This is a genomic window from Nocardiopsis nanhaiensis (genome assembly GCF_054778635.1).
This window is the reverse complement of record NZ_BAAGZJ010000025.1, coordinates 71,925-89,644: the sequence shown is the minus strand read 5'-3', so window position 1 is coordinate 89,644 and position 17,720 is coordinate 71,925. Positions and strand designations below refer to the sequence as shown.

At 69.4% G+C, this 17,720-nt stretch carries 13 protein-coding genes; 6 read left to right on the top strand and 7 right to left on the bottom strand.

What is annotated here, in order from left to right:
* Nucleotides 1-312 precede the first annotated feature (312 nt).
* Nucleotides 313-1,410 carry an adenosine deaminase gene (locus ACYVD1_RS14390; protein ID WP_460772254.1) on the top strand — a complete coding sequence of 366 codons (1,098 nt, stop codon included), beginning with the start codon at nucleotides 313-315 and terminating at the stop codon, nucleotides 1,408-1,410.
* A complete protein-coding gene (locus tag ACYVD1_RS14385) occupies nucleotides 1,395-2,039 on the top strand; it encodes a PH domain-containing protein (protein WP_460772251.1) in 645 nt (214 codons plus the stop codon). Before ACYVD1_RS14390 ends, ACYVD1_RS14385 begins: the two co-directional genes overlap by 16 nt.
* A 513-nt stretch (nucleotides 2,040-2,552) precedes the next feature.
* On the opposite strand, the gene ACYVD1_RS14380 is transcribed toward ACYVD1_RS14385, so the two are convergent.
* Nucleotides 2,553-3,377: a purine-nucleoside phosphorylase gene (locus ACYVD1_RS14380; protein WP_460772249.1), complete on the bottom strand. Its 825-nt coding sequence runs from the start codon at nucleotides 3,375-3,377 to the stop codon at nucleotides 2,553-2,555.
* 324 nt (nucleotides 3,378-3,701) lie between these two features.
* On the opposite strand from ACYVD1_RS14380, the gene ACYVD1_RS14375 reads away from it, so the two are divergent.
* Nucleotides 3,702-5,084, top strand: a complete 1,383-nt coding sequence (locus tag ACYVD1_RS14375) for an NAD(P)H-quinone dehydrogenase (protein ID WP_460772246.1) — start codon at nucleotides 3,702-3,704, stop codon at nucleotides 5,082-5,084.
* 166 nt (nucleotides 5,085-5,250) lie between these two features.
* Here the strand turns inward: ACYVD1_RS14375 and ACYVD1_RS14370 are convergent, their stop codons facing one another.
* Both ACYVD1_RS14370 and ACYVD1_RS14365 read right to left on the bottom strand, forming a co-directional pair.
* On the bottom strand, nucleotides 5,251-6,531 hold the full coding sequence (locus tag ACYVD1_RS14370; protein ID WP_460772280.1) for a chemotaxis protein CheA: 1,281 nt from the start codon (nucleotides 6,529-6,531) through the stop codon (nucleotides 5,251-5,253).
* Nucleotides 6,532-6,740: 209 nt separating this feature from the next.
* Entirely contained in the window at nucleotides 6,741-8,222 is a 1,482-nt protein-coding gene (locus tag ACYVD1_RS14365; protein WP_460772244.1) for a dicarboxylate/amino acid:cation symporter, read from the bottom strand.
* A gap of 534 nt (nucleotides 8,223-8,756) precedes the next feature.
* Here ACYVD1_RS14365 and ACYVD1_RS14360 point away from each other — a divergent pair.
* Nucleotides 8,757-9,368: a Uma2 family endonuclease gene (locus tag ACYVD1_RS14360; RefSeq protein WP_460772277.1), complete on the top strand. Its 612-nt coding sequence runs from the start codon at nucleotides 8,757-8,759 to the stop codon at nucleotides 9,366-9,368.
* 56 nt (nucleotides 9,369-9,424) lie between these two features.
* On the opposite strand, the gene ACYVD1_RS14355 is transcribed toward ACYVD1_RS14360, so the two are convergent.
* The 3 genes from ACYVD1_RS14355 to ACYVD1_RS14345 all read right to left on the bottom strand — a co-directional run bounded on the left by ACYVD1_RS14355 (nucleotide 9,425) and on the right by ACYVD1_RS14345 (nucleotide 13,122).
* On the bottom strand, nucleotides 9,425-11,200 hold the full coding sequence (locus tag ACYVD1_RS14355) for an acetyl/propionyl/methylcrotonyl-CoA carboxylase subunit alpha (RefSeq protein ID WP_460772242.1): 1,776 nt from the start codon (nucleotides 11,198-11,200) through the stop codon (nucleotides 9,425-9,427).
* A gap of 87 nt (nucleotides 11,201-11,287) precedes the next feature.
* Entirely contained in the window at nucleotides 11,288-11,515 is a 228-nt protein-coding gene (locus ACYVD1_RS14350; RefSeq protein ID WP_460746526.1) for an acyl-CoA carboxylase subunit epsilon, read from the bottom strand.
* Complete coding sequence (locus ACYVD1_RS14345; protein WP_460772239.1) at nucleotides 11,512-13,122, bottom strand: acyl-CoA carboxylase subunit beta; 1,611 nt, start codon at nucleotides 13,120-13,122, stop codon at nucleotides 11,512-11,514. Before ACYVD1_RS14345 ends, ACYVD1_RS14350 begins: the two co-directional genes overlap by 4 nt.
* Nucleotides 13,123-13,455: 333 nt before the next feature.
* On the opposite strand from ACYVD1_RS14345, the gene ACYVD1_RS14340 reads away from it, so the two are divergent.
* A complete protein-coding gene (locus tag ACYVD1_RS14340) occupies nucleotides 13,456-16,017 on the top strand; it encodes a phosphoenolpyruvate carboxylase (protein ID WP_460772274.1) in 2,562 nt (853 codons plus the stop codon).
* 75 nt (nucleotides 16,018-16,092) lie between these two features.
* Here the strand turns inward: ACYVD1_RS14340 and ACYVD1_RS14335 are convergent, their stop codons facing one another.
* Nucleotides 16,093-16,794, bottom strand: a complete 702-nt coding sequence (locus tag ACYVD1_RS14335) for a Uma2 family endonuclease (protein WP_460772236.1) — start codon at nucleotides 16,792-16,794, stop codon at nucleotides 16,093-16,095.
* A 42-nt stretch (nucleotides 16,795-16,836) separates the two neighbouring features.
* Between ACYVD1_RS14335 and ACYVD1_RS14330 the strand changes: the two genes are divergently transcribed.
* Nucleotides 16,837-17,679, top strand: coding sequence for a biotin--[acetyl-CoA-carboxylase] ligase (locus ACYVD1_RS14330; RefSeq protein ID WP_460772233.1), 843 nt, complete (start codon nucleotides 16,837-16,839; stop codon nucleotides 17,677-17,679).
* Nucleotides 17,680-17,720: the final 41 nt, after the last annotated feature.

Here is a 17,720-nt window from a genome sequence, read left to right as displayed (position 1 = left end):
CCCGCCACCAACCCTCAACGGACGCCTACGGCGCGGCGCCTTCTGCCCGTCGCCCGCCACCAACCCTCAACGGACGCCTACGGCGCAGCACCTTCTCGACGGGCAGCATCCACCGAACACGCCCTAGCCTGAAGGTCCGCGCGGCACACGTCAGATGGCCGGTTCCTGCCCCGATCCCCGGCCGGTCCCTCGGCCGTCGGCCCGGCGCCGATCCGGTGACGTCCCGGCCTCGACCGGCGGCTTCTGCCGGATTTTCGGCAACTTCGCGTCGCCGTGTCCGGTGCCCTCCCCGCCCAATGGCATCCTGTGTGGATGAACCAGCCACTCACAGTCGAACAGATCCGACGGGCGCCGAAGGTGCTCCTGCACGACCACCTCGACGGCGGGCTGCGTCCGGCCACGATCGTCGAGCTGGCCCGCGAGTCCGGTTACTCGGAGCTGCCCACCTACGACGCGGCCGAACTCGGACAGTGGTTCCGTGAGGCCTCGCACTCCGGTTCCCTGGAGCGCTATCTGGAGACCTTCGCCCACACCACGGCGGTCATGCAGACCCGGGACGGCCTGATCCGCGTCGCCGCCGAGTGCGCGGAGGACCTCGCCGCCGACGGCGTGGTCTACGCGGAGCTGCGCTACGCCCCCGAGCAGCACCTCGAGGGCGGGCTCAGCTTGGAGGAGGTCGTGGAGGCCGTCCAGGAAGGGCTGGAGCTGGGGGAGAAGCGCGCGGCGGACGCCGGTAGGGGCATCCGCACCGGGCAGCTCGTGACCGCCATGCGGCACGCCGCCCGTTCGTCGGAGATCGCCGAGCTGGCGGTCCGCCACCGCGACTCCGGCGTGTCCGGCTTCGACATCGCTGGCGCCGAGGCGGGAAACCCGCCCACCCGTCACCTGGACGCCTTCGAGTACCTGCGCCGGGAGAACTTCCACTTCACCATCCACGCCGGAGAAGCGTTCGGCCTGCCCTCCATCTGGGAGGCCCTCCAGTGGTGCGGCTGCGACCGCCTCGGCCACGGCGTGCGCATCATCGACGACATCACCACGAACGGCAGCGGCGTGCCCCAGCTGGGCCGTCTCGCCCAGTACGTACGGGACAAGCGGGTTCCGCTGGAGATGTGCCCGAGCTCCAATGTGCAGACCGGTGCCGCCGACTCCATCGCCGACCACCCGATCAAGCTCCTGCGCGACCTGCGCTTCCGGGTCACGGTCAACACTGACAACCGCCTGCAGAGCGGGGTCACCCTCTCGGAGGAGTTCGCCAAGCTGAGCGAGGCCTTCGGCTACGACTGGGACGACCTGCAGTGGTTCACGGTCAACGCGATGAAGTCGGCATTCCTGCCGTTCGACGAGCGGCTCGCGCTGATCAACGGGATCATCAAGCCGGGGTTCGCTCAGCTCAAGTGGGCGACGCACTGATGGGCAGAACCGGCAACGGGGCCACTTCGCACTACTCCACGTCCGCCAGGGTGATGGCGATCGTGTGGGTGGTTATCGCGGTCCTGCTGTTGCTGGACCTGCTGCTGCGCGGGCAGGGCCGCCCCTCCTGGATCGCCGGGGCCGTTCTGGTGCTGAGCGTCGCCGCGGTCTACGTGGCCTGGTTGCGTCCGAGAGTGGTCTCCACGGAGCGCGGCATCCGGGTGATCAACCCGCTGCGGGAGACCTTCGTGCCGTGGTCGGCCGTGCAGTGGGTGGACGTCGTGGACGTCCTGCGGGTGCACACCCCGCAGGAGGTCGTCCGTTCCTGGCCGCTGCGCGAGACCAAGCGGGCGAAAGTCCGCGAGAACATGCGCCGTGAGTCGGGCTACATCGACGACGAACAGGATGAGGCCCAGATGCGCCCGGTCGACGTGGTCGCTCGCGACCTGCGCCGGGACGCGGAGCGGTACAAGACGCGTCCGCTCGACGGCCCCATCAAGGAGATCGACGAGGCGGGGCCGGCCGCGCTGGGCGCGGAGGAGCGCCCGCAGACGATGGTGCCGGTCGAGGTCATCGTGGTCCTGGGATCGTCCCTGGTGTTCTTCCTGGCCGTGTTGCTGCTGGCCTGAGCCTTCCCGAGCCTCTTTCCGCAGGACCGGACCCGGTCGCCGCACGCCGCGCGGTGACCGGGTCTTCCGCTTTCCGGGGTTCGGGGTTGACGGACGGTCCACGACTCTGCTTAGGTTAGGCATGCCTAAGGGAGAGCGTTCCGGGTGGGCGGGCTTCGCGCGGATGGCCACTCACCCGGACCTTCTTCCAAGGGCGACGCGCGCGGTTCAACTGAATAACGGAAAGGTGTCGCCGGTCGCGAGTCCAACGGGGTCTGCGGGGATCCTGCGCGACAGCGGCACCGGGGAAAGCACCGCCTTCGACCGGGCCCACGGCCGGTGCCGTCCATCCCATGGCCTCGGGATGTACGCTCGCCACGCCGGTACCGGACACGTCGGTCCGGTCGAAGGTGCCCCAACTTCCTTGACGCGTACGAAAGCCCGGCCTCGGCCGGGCTTTTCGCGTTCTCGGGGACCGGAACCTCCGGGGAATCCCCGGCCCCTCAGGGCCCCTCGCCGCGGGGGCGTCGGCCCTCACGCCGCCGCAAGCACCCGGTTGAGCAGCTCGCCGAGCCTGCTGGCCCGTTGCGTCACGATCTCCAGGGCGCGTCCCTCCACGAAGGGTTCGAGCACACCCCCCACGGCGTCGTTGCTGACGATGGACAGCCCCAGCACCTCGGCGCCCATCTCCACGGCGGCGATCGCCTCCAGAGCGAGCGAGCGGCCCACCACGTCCGCACCCGCCTGCCGCAGTACCTTCAGCTCGGCCGGGGTCTGCAGCTGCGGCCCCGTGGTGGCCACGTAGACGCCCTCGGCCAGCGACGCGTCGACGTCATGGATGATCTGGCGCAGCCGTGCGCTGTAGGCCTCGCTCAGGTCCACGAAGTCGGGGCCCGCCAGCGGGGACTGCGAGGTCAGGTTGACGTGGTCGCGCAGGATGACCGGTTGGCCGGTCTGGTAGTCGGTGCGCAGGGAACCCGCTGAGCCGGTCAGTGTGGCGATCCGTGCGCCCGCGGCGATCCCGGTCCGCACGGCGTGTGTGGCCACCATCGGCCCGTGCCCCTCGTAGACGTGCACGCGCCCCATGAAGACGGCGACGCGCTTCTCGCCCACCCACATACTGCGGACCTTGCCGCTGTGCCCTTCCGCGGTGGGAGCGACGAAACCGGGCAGCTCGGTCGTGTCGAACTCGATATCGGGTGTGCCGAGGGTGTCCGCCGCGCCCGCCCAACCGGAGCCCAGTACCACCAAGGCGTCGAAGCTGTCGGCCCCGGCTCGGGTCAGCAACTCCTTCGCCGCGGAGTCCGCCAGTTCCTTGGCCTCGCCGGTCGTCTGGGTCGGCTGCTCTGATTCACTCACAAGTCGGATGCTACCGCTCTGTAATCAAATAGTTCCGGAGCGGAACTCGGTGTGTCCAAAGGGCGGAATATACGTGTCACCTTGGGTGACATCAGAGGCGGGTCCTCCGTGTTCTTCATCGCATTTTCCGAGGTCATGGACGTCTTCTGTGAGCGCCTGCACGTGCAATGGGCGTGCCCGTGCCGGGGTGCCTGCGGATTTTCGTGGTTGACATGGCTGACAATGGAGGGAAGCGATAAAACCAGGTGGTGCCCTGCCATGCCCGAATATCGCCCCGGACCGGGAACGGGTGTGCGGCACCGCCCGCAGAGGGAGTGAAGCAGCGTGACGAAGGTCGTGATCATCGGTGGCGGGCCCGGGGGCTATGAGCCGGCGTTGGTCGCCGCGCAGCTCGGCGCGGACGTGACTGTGGTGGAGCGCGACGGGATCGGCGGCTCCTGCGTCCTGACCGACTGCGTTCCCTCCAAGAGCCTGATCGCCACGTCCACGCGCACCACGTACGTACGCGAGTCCGCCGACCTGGGCATCCACATCCCTGAGGCCGCCGAGGACCGGACGGCCGTCGAGGTCGACATCGACCAGGTCAACTCGCGGATCAAACGCCTCGCCCAGGCGCAGTCCGACGACACCCGCGCCCGCCTGATCAAGGAGGGTGTGGAGGTCGTCTTCGGCGAGGCCCGTCTGGTCGACCCGCACATAGTCGCCGTCGGCGAACGCCGCATCCGCGCCGACGTCATCCTCATCGCCACCGGTGCCCACCCCCGTGAACTCCCCACTGCCGCTCCCGACGGCGAGCGCATCCTGACCTGGCGCCAGCTCTACGACCTGGAGGAGCTCCCGGAGAAGCTGATCGTGGTCGGTTCCGGCGTCACCGGCGCCGAGTTCGCCAGCGCCTACCAGTCCCTGGGTTCGGACGTCACCCTCGTCTCCTCCCGCAAGCTGGTCATGCCCACGCAGGACTCCGACGCGGCCGAGGTGCTGCAGGACGTCTTCATGCGCCACGGTATGACCGTCCTCAGCCAGACCCGGGCCGAGTCGGTGGTGCGTACCGAGGACGGGGTCAGGGTCACGCTGTCGGACGGCCGCCAGGTCGAGGGCAGCCACTGCCTGATGACGGTCGGCATGATCCCCAACACCGAGGGCCTGGGCCTGGAGGAAGCCGGGGTCCGGCTCGGGAAGGGCGGTTTCGTCGAGGTCGACCGCGTCTCCCGCACCACCGTCCCGGGTGTCTACGCCGCGGGTGACTGCACCGGCGTGAACATGCTGGCCTCCGTGGCCGCCATGCAGGGCCGCATCGCCATGTGGCACGCGCTCGGTGAGGCCGTGTCCCCGCTGCAGCTGTCCACCGTCGCCTCCACCGTGTTCACCCACCCCGAACTGGCCGCCGTGGGTGCCAGCGAGGACGACGTGCGCAGCGGCCGGATCGACGGCCGGACGGTCACCCTGCCGCTGGGCACCAACCCGCGCGCCAAGATGAACGAGGTCAGGGACGGCTTCGTCAAGCTCATCTGCCGCCAGCACACTGGCATCGTCCTCGGCGGCGTCATCCTCGGCCCGCGCGCCAGCGAACTCATCCTGGGCGTGTCCATCGCGGTCCAGCAGCGCCTGACCGTCGACGACATCGCGCACACCTTCTCGGTGTACCCGTCGCTGTCCGGCAGCGTCACCGAGGCCGCACGCTCCCTCATGCTGGCCTCACCCGAGTAGCCGCACCCGCAGATACGCGGGGAAGACGTAAGGGCCCCGACGACGGGGCACACGAAAGGGCCCCGGGAACCAGCTCTGAACCAGTGCTGGATTCCCGGGGCCCTGCGTCTGCGGTGCGTGGACCGGCTCGACGGTGCGTGGCCCGGGGCCGACTAGAAGGGGCCGACTAGAAGTCGAAGCCGCCGAAGTCCCCGAAGTCGCCTCCGCCGCCGAAGTCACCCCCGCCGTCGAAGTCGCCGCCGCCCATGTCGCCAGCGTCCTCGGCGCCGCCACCCATCATGCCGGCGCCCATCATGGACCCCATCATGGAGCCCATCATCATGCCGGTGAACATGCCCATCATCATGTTCATGCCGAAGTAGCCGCCAGCGTAGGGCGAGTACGCGGGACCGGCGTCGTAGTACGGGCGCCGCTCGCCGTCGACCTCGACCATGCGCACGTCCGGCTGGCCGCCGGTCCGCACGGCCTGGGCGCACACCGCGCACGCGGTGACCGAGCGGGGCGAACCGCCCGGCGGGGCCCAGGAGACGTCCTCGGTGGACGGACCGTGCTGCGGGTTGAAGAAACAGGGGCCGCGCCGCTCGGGCACCGGGTCGCCGTTCATCCGGGCCCGGGTGGCGGTCATGTAGTAGCGGCCGTCCTCCAGCGCGCCGGTCACCATCCTGATCTGCTCGGGCTCCTCGATGGTGTCCAGCAGGGCCTTGGCCTGGTCGTAGGAGTCCATGGCCCGCGAGTAGTCGTTGCGGGTCGCGTCGTCCACGGCGGACAGGTCGATCTCCAGGCGGGAGACGTCCTCGCCGAGCCGGACGACGTCCTCGGTGGCCATCTGCCGGATCTCGCTCATCTGCTTGGCCTTCTCGGCCTCGCGCTTCTTGCGTTGGTTGTAGACGTACCAGCCACCGGCACCGACGATCGCCACGAGGATCGCGAGCAGCACCAGACCGGAGTCGCCGCCACCTGCGGGGGCCTCGGACTCCTCGACCGCCTCAGGTACCGCGACGAGGGTGTCGACGGCGTTGGCGCTGCCGTCCGTGTTCGTGGTTCCGGCGCTCTGGGCGGCCGACGCGATCGCGTCGGTGTTCTCCAGGTTCGGGGAGAGGACCTCGAAGGTTTGGCTGCCGGCGAAGACACCGTAGGCGCCGTCACCGACCTCGTCCATCACCGGGTCCATGACCATGTCCAGGCCAGCCTCGGAGCCCACGGCCCCGGACGGCAGGATCACGTAGTAGACGGGTGTGTCCGTACCGTCGGAGGCGGCTTCGAGCGCCCCTTCTTCGGCAGCACCGAACACGTCCTCATCGATAGACGGGTCAATGAAGACTCCGTCGTTCTCCAACTCCTCGACGATCTCCTGGGTGTCGGGTAGTTCGGCTTGCGTGTCTGTGTCGGCTGCGGCGGGCACCGCGGCGGCGGTCACCATCGCCGCCGCGATTCCGGCGGTCAGCACTGCGGGTGTTACCAAGCGGCGCAACATGTCGTTCCTCTCGCCTCCCTTAACCACAGGGACGAACAGGGGCCGTCCACAGTTCCCGAGGGGCGGGCACGTGTGTCCGTTGTCTCCCAAGGTCTGGGTAGGCCACCCTACTGGTCGGTTCGGTACGCCTAGGGCCCGCCGAAGGTGTTTCGGCGGGCCCGTGATGTGGCGTTATCGGAGGGTTAGCTTCTGGTCCCCGAACCAGCGGACTCCCGATCGCTGTCAGGGGCCCGGCCCGACCCCTCCTGGGGATCGGGGTCCGCCGTGGCGACGTCCTCCTCGGTGGCCGCCTCCTCCGCGGAGGCGGTGCCGGGCTCGTCGAGCGGAACGAAGCCGGTGCCGCCGCGCGGGGCGTTGTACCGGGTCGTGTCGATGATGCCCTCGCGCTTGGCGACGATCGCCGGGACGAGCGCCTGTCCGGCGACGTTCACAGCGGTGCGGCCCATGTCCAGGATCGGGTCGACGGCCAGGAGCAGGCCCACGCCCTCCAGGGGCAGGCCCAGCGTGGACAGGGTCAGGGTCAGCATGACGATGGCGCCGGTGGTGCCCGCGGTGGCGGCCGAGCCCAGGACGGAGACCGCGACGATCAGCAGGTAGTCGGTGATCGCCAGGTCGACGCCGAAGAACTGGGCGACGAAGATCGCCGAGATCGCCGGGTAGATCGCGGCGCAGCCGTCCATCTTGGTGGTCGCGCCGAACGGAACGGCGAAGGCCGAGTAGTGGCGCGGCACGCCCAGGTTCTGCTCGGTGACCCGCTGCGTGACGGGCAGCGTGCCCAGCGAGGAGCGGGAGACGAAGCCGAGCTGGACAGCGGGCCACACACCGCTGAAGTACTTGGCGGGGGAGAGCCCGTTGAGGCGGGCGACGACCGGGTAGACGACGAACAGCACCAGCGCCAAGCCGATGTAGATCGTCAGGACGAACTGCCCGAGCGCGCCCATGGTGTCCCAGCCGTAGGCGTAGACGGCGTTGCCCAGCAGGCCGACGGTGCCGATCGGTGCCAGGCGGATGACCCACCAGAGGGCCTTGAGCACGACCTCCAGCGCGGAGGCGGCGAAGTTGATGAACGGCTCCGCGGGCTTGCCAACCTTCACCGCGGCGATGCCCAGCACCACGGCGATGACGATCAGCTGGAGCACGTTGAAGGACAGCGTGGTGCTGAGGTCGCCGTCGCCGTTCGCGGTGGTGGCCTCCAGCCCCAGGAAGTTGGCGGGGACCAGGCCTTCGACGAAGGCCAACCAGGAGGTCTCCCGGCCCACGTCCTCGGCGGTGGCCGGGTCGACCCCGCTGTTGACGCCCGGGCGCATGGCCAGGCCCAGGGCGATGGCGATGGCCACCGACACCAGCGCGGTGACGGCGAACCAGAGCAGGGTCTGGCCGGCCAGCCGGGCGGCGTTGGAGACGTTGCGCAGATTGGCGATGGAGGAGATGACCGCCAAGACGATCAGCGGCGGCACGATCGTCTGCAGCAGCGAGACGAACGTCGAGCCGATGAGCTCCAAGGCGGTGGCGAGGCCGTTGGTGACCTCACCGGTCTCGGGGTCGGGCGGGCTGATCTGGAAGGCGACGAAACCCAGGATCAGGCCGACGAAGAGGGCCACGAACACCTGGGCGGCGAACGGAAAGCGCAGCCTGCGCTTTCGAGCGGTGGTCTGCTCGGACACGGAAGGAGTCTCCAGAGGTGGGTGGCCGGGCGCACGCGTACGGCGTCGCGGATCGGCGCGGCGGGCCGCGGGTCCCGGCACAGGGGAAGCGGGCATCACCGAGAGAAGGTGACAAGGGAAGGGTGAGCGGCGCGCTGCCCGGCGTCGGCACGGGCGCGCGGTACCTAGCTACACGCGTCGCTGTTGAAGCGGCACAGGTCGATGTGCCACCTTCGCGTCAGTCCCCAGATGTTCGTCACAGTCGAGAACAATAGCTCAGTTTCTTTACCGTTTCCATACAAAACCGGCACCCCTTCTTGGGCACGCTCGCCAGAACGCCCGAGACGCTGGGACTTCCGTGTGATGGGCGCGATGAGGATCACTCTCGCGCGTGCGGGTCCCCGGAGGGCGGGGCGGGTTCCGGTTCGCCCGTCGGGGAACACCCGCGAGTGTCCGGCGGAACGGAGTGAGACAATCTGTGGAAGGCGCCACTACGGGGTGACAGGGATGGCTACTGTGGGCGACGAGAACGATCCGACGAACGGAGACGGCGATATGTCTGTTCCCTCGGTGTCCGAAAACCGGGTCTCCGATGACGTGGATCAGTGGTCGTTGATCCAGCCGCCGCCGGACGGATACACCGCTGACGACCTCGACCGCATCCCGGATCTTCCGCCGCACACCGAACTCATTGACGGAAGCCTGGTCCTGGTGAGCCCCCAGAAGTTGTTCCACATGCTCGTCCTCAAACTGCTGGAGCGAGAACTCGACAGGCAGGTGCCGGAGTACCTCCTCGTGGCACGGGAGTTCTCGGTCAAACTGGGTAAGCGACAACGACCGGAGCCGGATCTGCTGTTGGTGCGCCGAGACGTCTTCGACGAGCTCGACCAGACCTGGGTCCCTCCGGAAACCGTGGAGCTGGCGGTCGAGGTCGTCTCACCGGAATCAGAGATCCGGGACAGGGAACGCAAGCCGGAGCTCTACGCACGTGCGGGGATTCCGCACTTCTGGCGGGTAGAGAAGGACGGGGACGACGCGGTGGTGTACGTCCACGAGTTGGATCCGGCCAGCGGCCGATATGGCAGGCCCTCTATCCACCGTGCGGTATTGAAGACCACGGTGCCCTTCGATATCGACATCAATTTGGCCGCCCTCGGTCCATACTGAACACCTTGGGGCACCGCCAGCGGTCGGCGGCGCCCCAAGGTTAGGTGAGCTCGACGTTATGCGTCCTTGATGTCGCAGACCACCGCGCCGTTGGCCACGGTCTCTCCGGCGGCGACCTTCAGTCCGGTCACGGTTCCGCCCTTGTGGGCGCTCAGCGGCTGCTCCATCTTCATCGCCTCGATCACCACCACCGTGTCGCCCTCGTCGACCTGCTGGCCCTCGGCGGCCACGAGCTTGACTACGGTGCCCTGCATCGGGGAGACCAGGGAGTCCCCGCTGGCGGCGGCCCCGCCAGCGCCACCCTTGCGCGAGGAGCGCTTCTTCTTCCCGCCGCTCCCGGCCTCGGCCCCGGCACCGGCGGCGGAAACACCCAGGGAGGCGGGCAGGACCACGTCGATGCGCTTGCCGCCCACCTCCACCGTCACGGTCTCGCGCTCGGTCTCCTCGGCGGTGCCCGCCTCGCCGGACCAGGGCTCGATCCGGTTGTCGAACTCGCTCTCGATCCACCGCGTGTACACCCCGAAAGCCTGTACCGGATCGGCCGGGGCGAACGCGGGGTCGGCCACGACGGCTTCATGGAAGGGGATCACCGTGGGCATACCGCCCACCGTGAACTCGGCCAGGGCCCGCTTGGAGCGCGCCAGCGCCTCGGTGCGGGTCCGCCCGGTCACGATCAGCTTGGCGACCATGGAGTCGAAGGCCTGCGGCACGGTGAACCCGGCCTCGCAGCCGGTGTCCACCCGCACACCCGGCCCGCCGGGAAGGACGAACTCGGTGATGGTGCCCGGGGCGGGCATGAAGTTCCGGCCCGCGTCCTCGGCGTTGATCCGGAACTCGAAGGAGTGCCCTCGGATCTCGGGGTCGCCGTAGCCCAGCTCCTCGCCGTCGGCGATGCGCAGCATCTCCCGCACCAGGTCGATCCCCGTGACCTCCTCGGTCACCGGGTGCTCGACCTGCAGACGGGTGTTGACCTCCAAGAAGGAGATGGTGCCGTCCACCCCGACCAGGAACTCACACGTGCCCGCGCCCACGTAGCCGGCCTCGGCCAGGATGGCCTTGGAGGAGGAGTACAGGCGCTCCACCTGGTCCGCGGACAGGAACGGGGCCGGGGCCTCCTCCACCAGCTTCTGGTGGCGCCGCTGGAGGGAGCAGTCCCGGGTGGAGACGACCACGACGTTGCCATGGGAGTCGGCCAGGCACTGGGTCTCCACGTGCCGGGGCTTGTCCAGGTAGCGCTCGACGAAGCACTCGCCGCGACCGAACGCGGTGACCGCCTCGCGCACCGCGGACTCGTAGGCGTCGGTGACCTCCTCCAGGGAGTAGGCGACCTTGAGGCCGCGCCCGCCGCCGCCGAAGGCCGCCTTGATCGCGATCGGCAGCCCGTGCTCCTGGGCGAAGGCCACGACCTCCTCGGCCGACTCGACCGGGTCGGGGGTGCCGGCCACCAGCGGGGCGCCGACCTTCTGGGCGATGTGGCGGGCCTGGACCTTGTCGCCCAGCGCGTTGATCGCGGCCGGGGGCGGACCGATCCAGGTCAGCCCGGCGTCGGTGACCGCTTGGGCGAAGTCGGCGTTCTCGGCCAGGAAGCCGTAGCCGGGGTGGACCGCGTCGGCGCCGGAGCGGGCGGCGATGTCCAGGAGTTTGCCGATGTCCAGGTAGGAGTCGGCGGGTGTGGCGCCGCCGAGGCCGTGGGCCTCGTCGGCGATCTTGACGTGCAGGGCGTCCAGGTCGGGTTCGGCGTAGACCGCGACGCTGGCGATACCGGCGTCGCGACAGGCGCGGGCGATGCGCACGGCGATCTCGCCGCGGTTGGCGATCAGAACTTTACGCACGGTGGAAAACCTCCAGCTGGGGCGCGGAGCGGATCACGCGCCGACCGCTCAACGAAGAGTCTAGAAAACGGGAGAGCACGGAGGGGGTCACCTCGTGCTCAGGCGCCAGGCACCGGGGCCGGGACGCAGGGGAGCGCGCAGGCCGCGTGAACGGTCCCGCCAGCCGGAGGTGTTCCGCCGCGGCTCAGGCGCCTCGGCGGCGGCACGGGCGGCCGCCGCACGGGCGCTGAGCACGGCGGTGAGCACCGCAAGCTCCTCCTCAGTGGGCTCGCCGCGGACCACGACCAGGTGCGGTGGGTTCGTCGGCGCGGTCACAGCGGGATGTTCCCGTGCTTCTTGGGCGGCAGCTGCTTGCGCTTGTTGCGCAGTGCCTTCAGCGCCTTGGTCACCTGGACCCTGGTCTCGGAGGGCATGATCACCCCGTCGACGTAGCCGCGCTCGGCCGCCGAGTAGGGGTTCAGCAGGGTGTCCTCGTACTCGCGGACGAGGCGGGCGCGCTCGGCCTCGACGTCGTCGGCCTTGGCGAGGGTCCGCCGGTGCAGGACGTTGACCGCGCCCTGCGCCCCCATGACCGCGATCTGCGCGGTGGGCCAGGCCAGATTGATGTCGGCGCCGAGGTGCTTGGAACCCATCACGTCGTAGGCACCGCCGAAGGCCTTGCGGGTGATCACGGTGATCATGGGCACCGTGGCCTCGGCGTACGCGTACAGGAGCTTGGCGCCCCTGCGGATGATGCCGTCCCACTCCTGGTCGGTTCCGGGAAGGAATCCGGGCACGTCCACGAAGGTCAGCACGGGGATGTTGAAGGCGTCGCAGGTGCGCACGAACCGCGCTGCCTTCTCGGAGGCGTCGATGTCCAGGCAACCGGCCAGGCTCATCGGCTGGTTGGCGACGACCCCCACGGACTGGCCGGACACCCGGCCGTAACCCACCACCATGTTGGTGGCGTACTTGGAGTGCACCTCGAGGAAGTCACCGTCGTCGAAGACCGAACCGATGACCGTCTTCATGTCGTAGGGCTGGTTGGCGGAGTCCGGGATGAAGGTGTCGAGGGCCAGGTCGGCGTCGGTGGTCTCCGCACCCGGTTCCTCCTCGGGGGCCAGGTGCGGGGCCTCCTCGAGGTTGTTGTCGGGCAGGTGCGACAGCAGGGACTGGACGTACTCGATCGCGTCCTGCTCGTCGGCGCCCTGGTAGTGGGCCACCCCCGACTTGGTGGCATGCGTGTTGGCGCCGCCCAGCTCCTCCATGGAGACGTCCTCACCGGTGACCGTCTTGATGACGTCGGGCCCGGTGATGAACATCTGCGAGGTCTCGTCGACCATCACGATGAAGTCGGTGAGGGCGGGGGAATAGACGTGCCCGCCGGCGGTGGCACCCATGATCAGGGAGATCTGCGGGATCACCCCCGAGGCGTGGGTGTTGCGCTTGAAGATCTCCGCGTACAGGCCGAGCGCGACCACACCCTCCTGGATGCGTGCGCCGGCGCCCTCGTTGATGCCCACGACGGGGCACCCGTTCTGGAGGGCGTGGTCGAGGACCTTGCAGATCTTCTCACCGTAGACCTCGCCGAGTGACCCACCGAAGACGGTGAAGTCCTGGCTGAACACGGCGATGGGGCGGCCGTCGACGGTTCCGTGGCCGGTCACGACGCCGTCCCCGTAGGGGCGGGTGGCTTCCAACCCGAAGCTGGTCGAGCGGTGCCGGGCCAGCGAGTCGAACTCGACGAACGAGCCCGGATCGAGCAGCGCGTCGATCCTCTCGCGGGCGGTCATCTTGCCTTTGGCGTGCTGTTTCTCCACGGCTCGCGCGGACCCGGCGTGGACGGCTTCGTACCTGCGTCGCTGCAGGTCGGCGAGCTTTCCCGCGGTCGTGTGGATGTCGATCTCAGACGCGGACAGCGGTTCAGGGGCTTCTGTGGCCATAACTGCTCAGGTTAGCTTCGAGGGTCTTGGAGTCCGGCACCTGGCCCACGGTTACTGGTCGGCGCGTGTCGCCCGCCAGGGGGCCGGGCCTCGGGGCGACGGGGTGCAAAAGGCACTCCGAGTATCCGGAAAGGCGTGAGTCGCTGTGAATTCGGACCGATCCGGAACAATTGTTAACGCGGCGGCAAAGACGATCGAATCCAACCCCGAGCACGAGTCGCCGGAGGTGAACTCGGTAGGGTCGACCCCATGACAGCGGTAAGCGCAGAAAGAGACAGTGCCCGGCAGGAAGTTCCTGAACAGCTCCGGAATGACGTCAAACTGCTCGGCGAGATGCTCGGAACGGTCCTCGCTGAAAGCGGCGGCGAGGGTCTGCTCGCCGATGTCGAGAAACTCCGCCACGCGGTGATCGGGGCCCGGGACGGCTCGGTCACCACCGACGAGATCACCGGGCTCGTCGGCGCCTGGCCCCTGGAACGCGCCAAGCAGGTGGCCCGCGCCTTCACGGTCTACTTTCACCTCGCCAACCTGGCCGAGGAGCACCAGCGCATGCGCGCCCTCCGCGAGCGCGACGACGCGGCGAACCCGTCCAGCGAGTCCCTCGCCGCCGCGGTTCGCGCCGTCCGCGAGACCGGCGGCGGTGATGAGCGCCTCCGCGAACTGGTCGAGGGCATGGAGTTCCACCCGGTGCTCACCGCCCACCCGACCGAGGCACGGCGGCGCGCCGTGTCCACCTCGATCCTGCGGATCAGCTCCCAGCTCGACGCCTGGCACTCCGCGCACGAGGGCAGCAGTGCGGCGGCCGAGGCGCACCGGCGCCTCATCGAGGAGATCGACCTGCTCTGGCGCACCTCGCAGCTGCGCTACACCAAGCTGGACCCGCTCGACGAGGTCCGCACCGCACTCGCCGCCTTCGACGAGACGATCTTCGACACCATCCCGAAGGTCTACCGGACGCTCGACGCCGCCATCGACCCTGAGGGAACCGGCACCCGCGCTCCGAGCGCCAAGCCCTTCGTCCGCTACGGCAGCTGGATCGGCGGCGACCGCGACGGCAACCCCTTCGTCACCCACGAAGTGACCCGCGAGGCGGTGACCATCCAGTCCGAGCACGTGCTCCGCGGCCTGGAGGCCGCCTGCGGACGGCTCGCACGCAACCTCACCACCTACTCCAACCTCACCCCGGCTGGCTCCGCGCTGCTGGACACCATCTCCGAGGCCAAGGCCGGACACCCCGCACTGATGGGCGAAATCACCAAACGGTCGCCCAACGAGCCGCACCGCCAGCTCCTGCTGCTGGCCGCCGCCCGGCTCCGCGCGACCCGTGAGCGCGACGCCGACCTCGCCTACCCCGCGGCCGAGGACTTCCTCGCCGACCTACGGCTGGTCCAGGGGTCGCTGGCCGAGGCGGGGGCCAACCGCCAGGCCTACGGCGAACTCCAGCACCTGGTCTGGCAGGCCGAGACCTTCGGCTTCCACCTGGCCGAGCTGGAGATCCGCCAGCACAGCGAGGTCCACGCCGCCGCGCTCGCCGAACTGGAGGCCGGCGGTCCGCGCTCGGAGCGCACCGAGGAGGTCCTCAACACCCTGCGCACCGTGTCCTGGATCCAAGAGCGCTTCGGGGTGGAGGCCTGCCGCCGCTACATCGTCAGCTTCACCCGTTCGGCCGCCGACATCGAGGCCGTGTACAAGCTGGCCACGTACGCCCTGCCGCCCAAGCGGGTGCCCGTACTGGACGTCATCCCGCTCTTCGAGACCGGCGCCGACTTGGAGGCCTCACCCCGGGTGCTGGCCGGGATGCTCGACCTGCCCCCGGTCCGTCAGCGCCTAGCCGACAACCACCGCCGCGTGGAGGTCATGCTCGGCTACAGCGACTCGGCCAAGGACGTGGGGCCGGTGAGCGCCACCCTGCGCCTGTACGACGCCCAGGCCCGGCTGTCCCAGTGGGCCGGCGAGAACGACGTGCGGCTCACCCTCTTCCACGGCCGCGGCGGTTCCCTGGGGCGGGGCGGCGGCCCGGCCAGCCGGGCCCTGCTGGCCCAGGCCCCGGGCTCGGTCGGCGGCCGCTTCAAGGTCACCGAGCAGGGCGAGGTCATCTTCGCCCGCTACGGCCAGTCCGCGATCGCGCAGCGCCACATCGAGCAGGTCGGCCACGCCGTCCTGATGGCCTCCACCGACACCGTCCAAGAGCGCGAACGCACCGCGGCCGAGCGTTACCGGCCCTACGCCGACACCGTCGCCGCCGCGGCCCAGGAGGCCTACCTCGGACTCATCAACACCGAGGGCTTCGCCGGATGGTTCTCGCAGGTCAGCCCGTTGGAGGAGCTCGGAGAGCTCCGTCTGGGCTCCCGCCCGTCCCGCAGGAGTGCCGCCAAGGGCCTCGGCGACCTCCGGGCGATCCCGTGGGTGTTCGCCTGGACGCAGACCCGCGTGAACCTGCCCGGCTGGTTCGGCCTCGGTACCGGACTGGCCGCCGTCGGCGACCTGCCCACCTTGCAGGCCGCCTACCGCGAGTGGCCGCTCTTCGCGTCGCTGCTGGACAACGCGGAGATGAGCCTGGCCAAGACCGACCGCACCATCGCCGAGCGCTACCTGGCCCTCGGTGACCGCCCCGAGCTGACCGAGACGGTCCTGCGGGAGTACGACCTGACCCGGGACCTGGTTCTGAAGGTGACCGGGCACAGCCGTCTGCTGGAGAACCGCGCGATCCTGTCGCGCGCCGTGGACCTGCGCAACCCGTACGTGGACGCGCTGAGCCACCTCCAGCTCCGCGCGCTGGAGGCCCTGCGCGGCGAGGAGTCGGAGGCCCTGTCCGAGCAGGACCAGCAGCACCTGGAGCGCCTGCTCCTGCTGGCCGTCAACGGGGTGGCCGCCGGATTGCAGAACACCGGCTGACCCCGCCCGTACCGCATCAGTCGGGCCCCGTACCCGGGCAAGGGTGCGGGGCCCGCTGTACTCGAGGCGTGCGGTTCAGACCGGGAAGCGGCTGGTGTCGATGGTGAGGTCGAACGGCGCGGGCTGGTGGATCTCCTTGCCGAACGGCACTTTGGTGATGCTGGTATAGCGGCCGTTCTCCGGCTCGGAGAAAAGGGTGACCTCGCCCGTGCCGCTCTGGGGGTCCCAGCGGTCTGCCAGCAGGTACAGGGGAACGCCGGCGTGTGCATAACCCCAGAGTTTGGGCTTGCGGTCCCGGTCTGCAGTGCTCTTGGACGTGACCTCGACCGCCAGAAGGACGTCGGACATCATGCTTTCCGGGTCGTACTCGAGGACGGAGTAGGGGAGCACCATGAGGTCAGGGATGAACAGACTGGTTCGCAGCGGCACTCGAAGATCAACGGTTTGATGCACTTCAGCATCTGCGAGAGCACTGCCGCCGCGAAGGACCTCGGTCATGAGGGCTTTGTTGATCAGCCAAACGATGTGGCTGTGCTCCGGTTTCGGTGGGCTCACAAGAAATAGGCCGCCTTCGATGATCTCGGCCCGCCAACCTTCAGGCAGGTCCAGCTCTTCCCAGGCGCGCAACATGAGCTCCCAGTGAGACGGCATACCGATGGCAGTCTCCGAACCCGATTCCGCGATAGCCATCTGTCGCGTCACCTCCGGTAGCTGAACGTGGCGGTGCACGATCACCGATGTGGTGGTTTTAGCGTAACCGGTGCCCTCATCGCGCACACGGGTTTCCACAGCGGATTTCCGGGCTGCTGTAATGGACCCATGACCAGCGAACCCTTCTCCGAAATCCCTCCTCTGGGCCGGGCCGCGATCGAGGCCGCCGCCGTGCGGCCGGGCGGTCTCTGGCGGAGCGTGGAAGTGGCGCCCGAGGCAGGGTCCACCAACACCGACCTGGTCGCCCGGTCCAAGGACGGGGCGCCTGAGGGGACCGTGTTGGCCACCGAGCACCAGACCGCGGGCAAGGGAAGGCTGGGGCGCGGGTTCACCACACCGGCACGGGTCGCCCTGACCTTCTCCGTGCTGCTGCGGCCCGCGGTGCCGATCGCCAGCCTTGGGTGGCTGTCCGCGCTCATGGGGGTGTCCGCCGCAGCTGCCGTGCACGGGGTGACCGGGCTCAAGGCGATGCTGAAGTGGCCCAACGACGTGCTCGTCCCCTCAGAGCGGGGGGACGGCAAGCTCGCCGGGATCCTCGCCGAGGCCGACTTCTCCGACTCCGCGCGGCCGGGCATCGTGGTGGGGATGGGACTCAACGTCTCTCAGGAGCGCGCGGACCTCCCCGTGGAGTCCGCGACCTCCCTGCGTGCCGAGGGCGCGCCCGGCGTCGACCGGGACGCCCTGCTCAGCGCTGTCCTGACCGGGTTCGAGGAGCGCTACACCGCCTGGACCCGGGCGGACGGCGACGCCGAGGCCAGCGGTCTGGCTTCCGAGTACCGGGACACGTGCGTCACGATCGGGCGCCGCGTCCGCGTGCACCTGCCCGACGACCGTGTACTCGAGGGCACCGCGACCGGCGTCGACGCCGAGGCGCGGCTGGTGGTGGCCGGCCCGGAGGGGGACCGGCCGCTCAGCGCCGGCGACGTCGTGCACGTCCGCCCCGGGGACTGAGCCCGGGGCTGAGCCAGCACGTATCGGCGTTTCGGTGCCGG

Coding starts and splice junctions, on each gene's coding strand:
- ACYVD1_RS14390 (WP_460772254.1), top strand. CDS start 313: ATGAACCAGCCACTCACAGTCGAACAGATCCGACGGGCGCCGAAGGTG.
- ACYVD1_RS14360 (WP_460772277.1), top strand. CDS start 8,757: ATGTCTGTTCCCTCGGTGTCCGAAAACCGGGTCTCCGATGACGTGGAT.
- ACYVD1_RS14345 (WP_460772239.1), bottom strand. CDS start 13,122: ATGGCCACAGAAGCCCCTGAACCGCTGTCCGCGTCTGAGATCGACATC.
- ACYVD1_RS14340 (WP_460772274.1), top strand. CDS start 13,456: ATGCTCGGAACGGTCCTCGCTGAAAGCGGCGGCGAGGGTCTGCTCGCC.
- ACYVD1_RS14330 (WP_460772233.1), top strand. CDS start 16,837: ATGACCAGCGAACCCTTCTCCGAAATCCCTCCTCTGGGCCGGGCCGCG.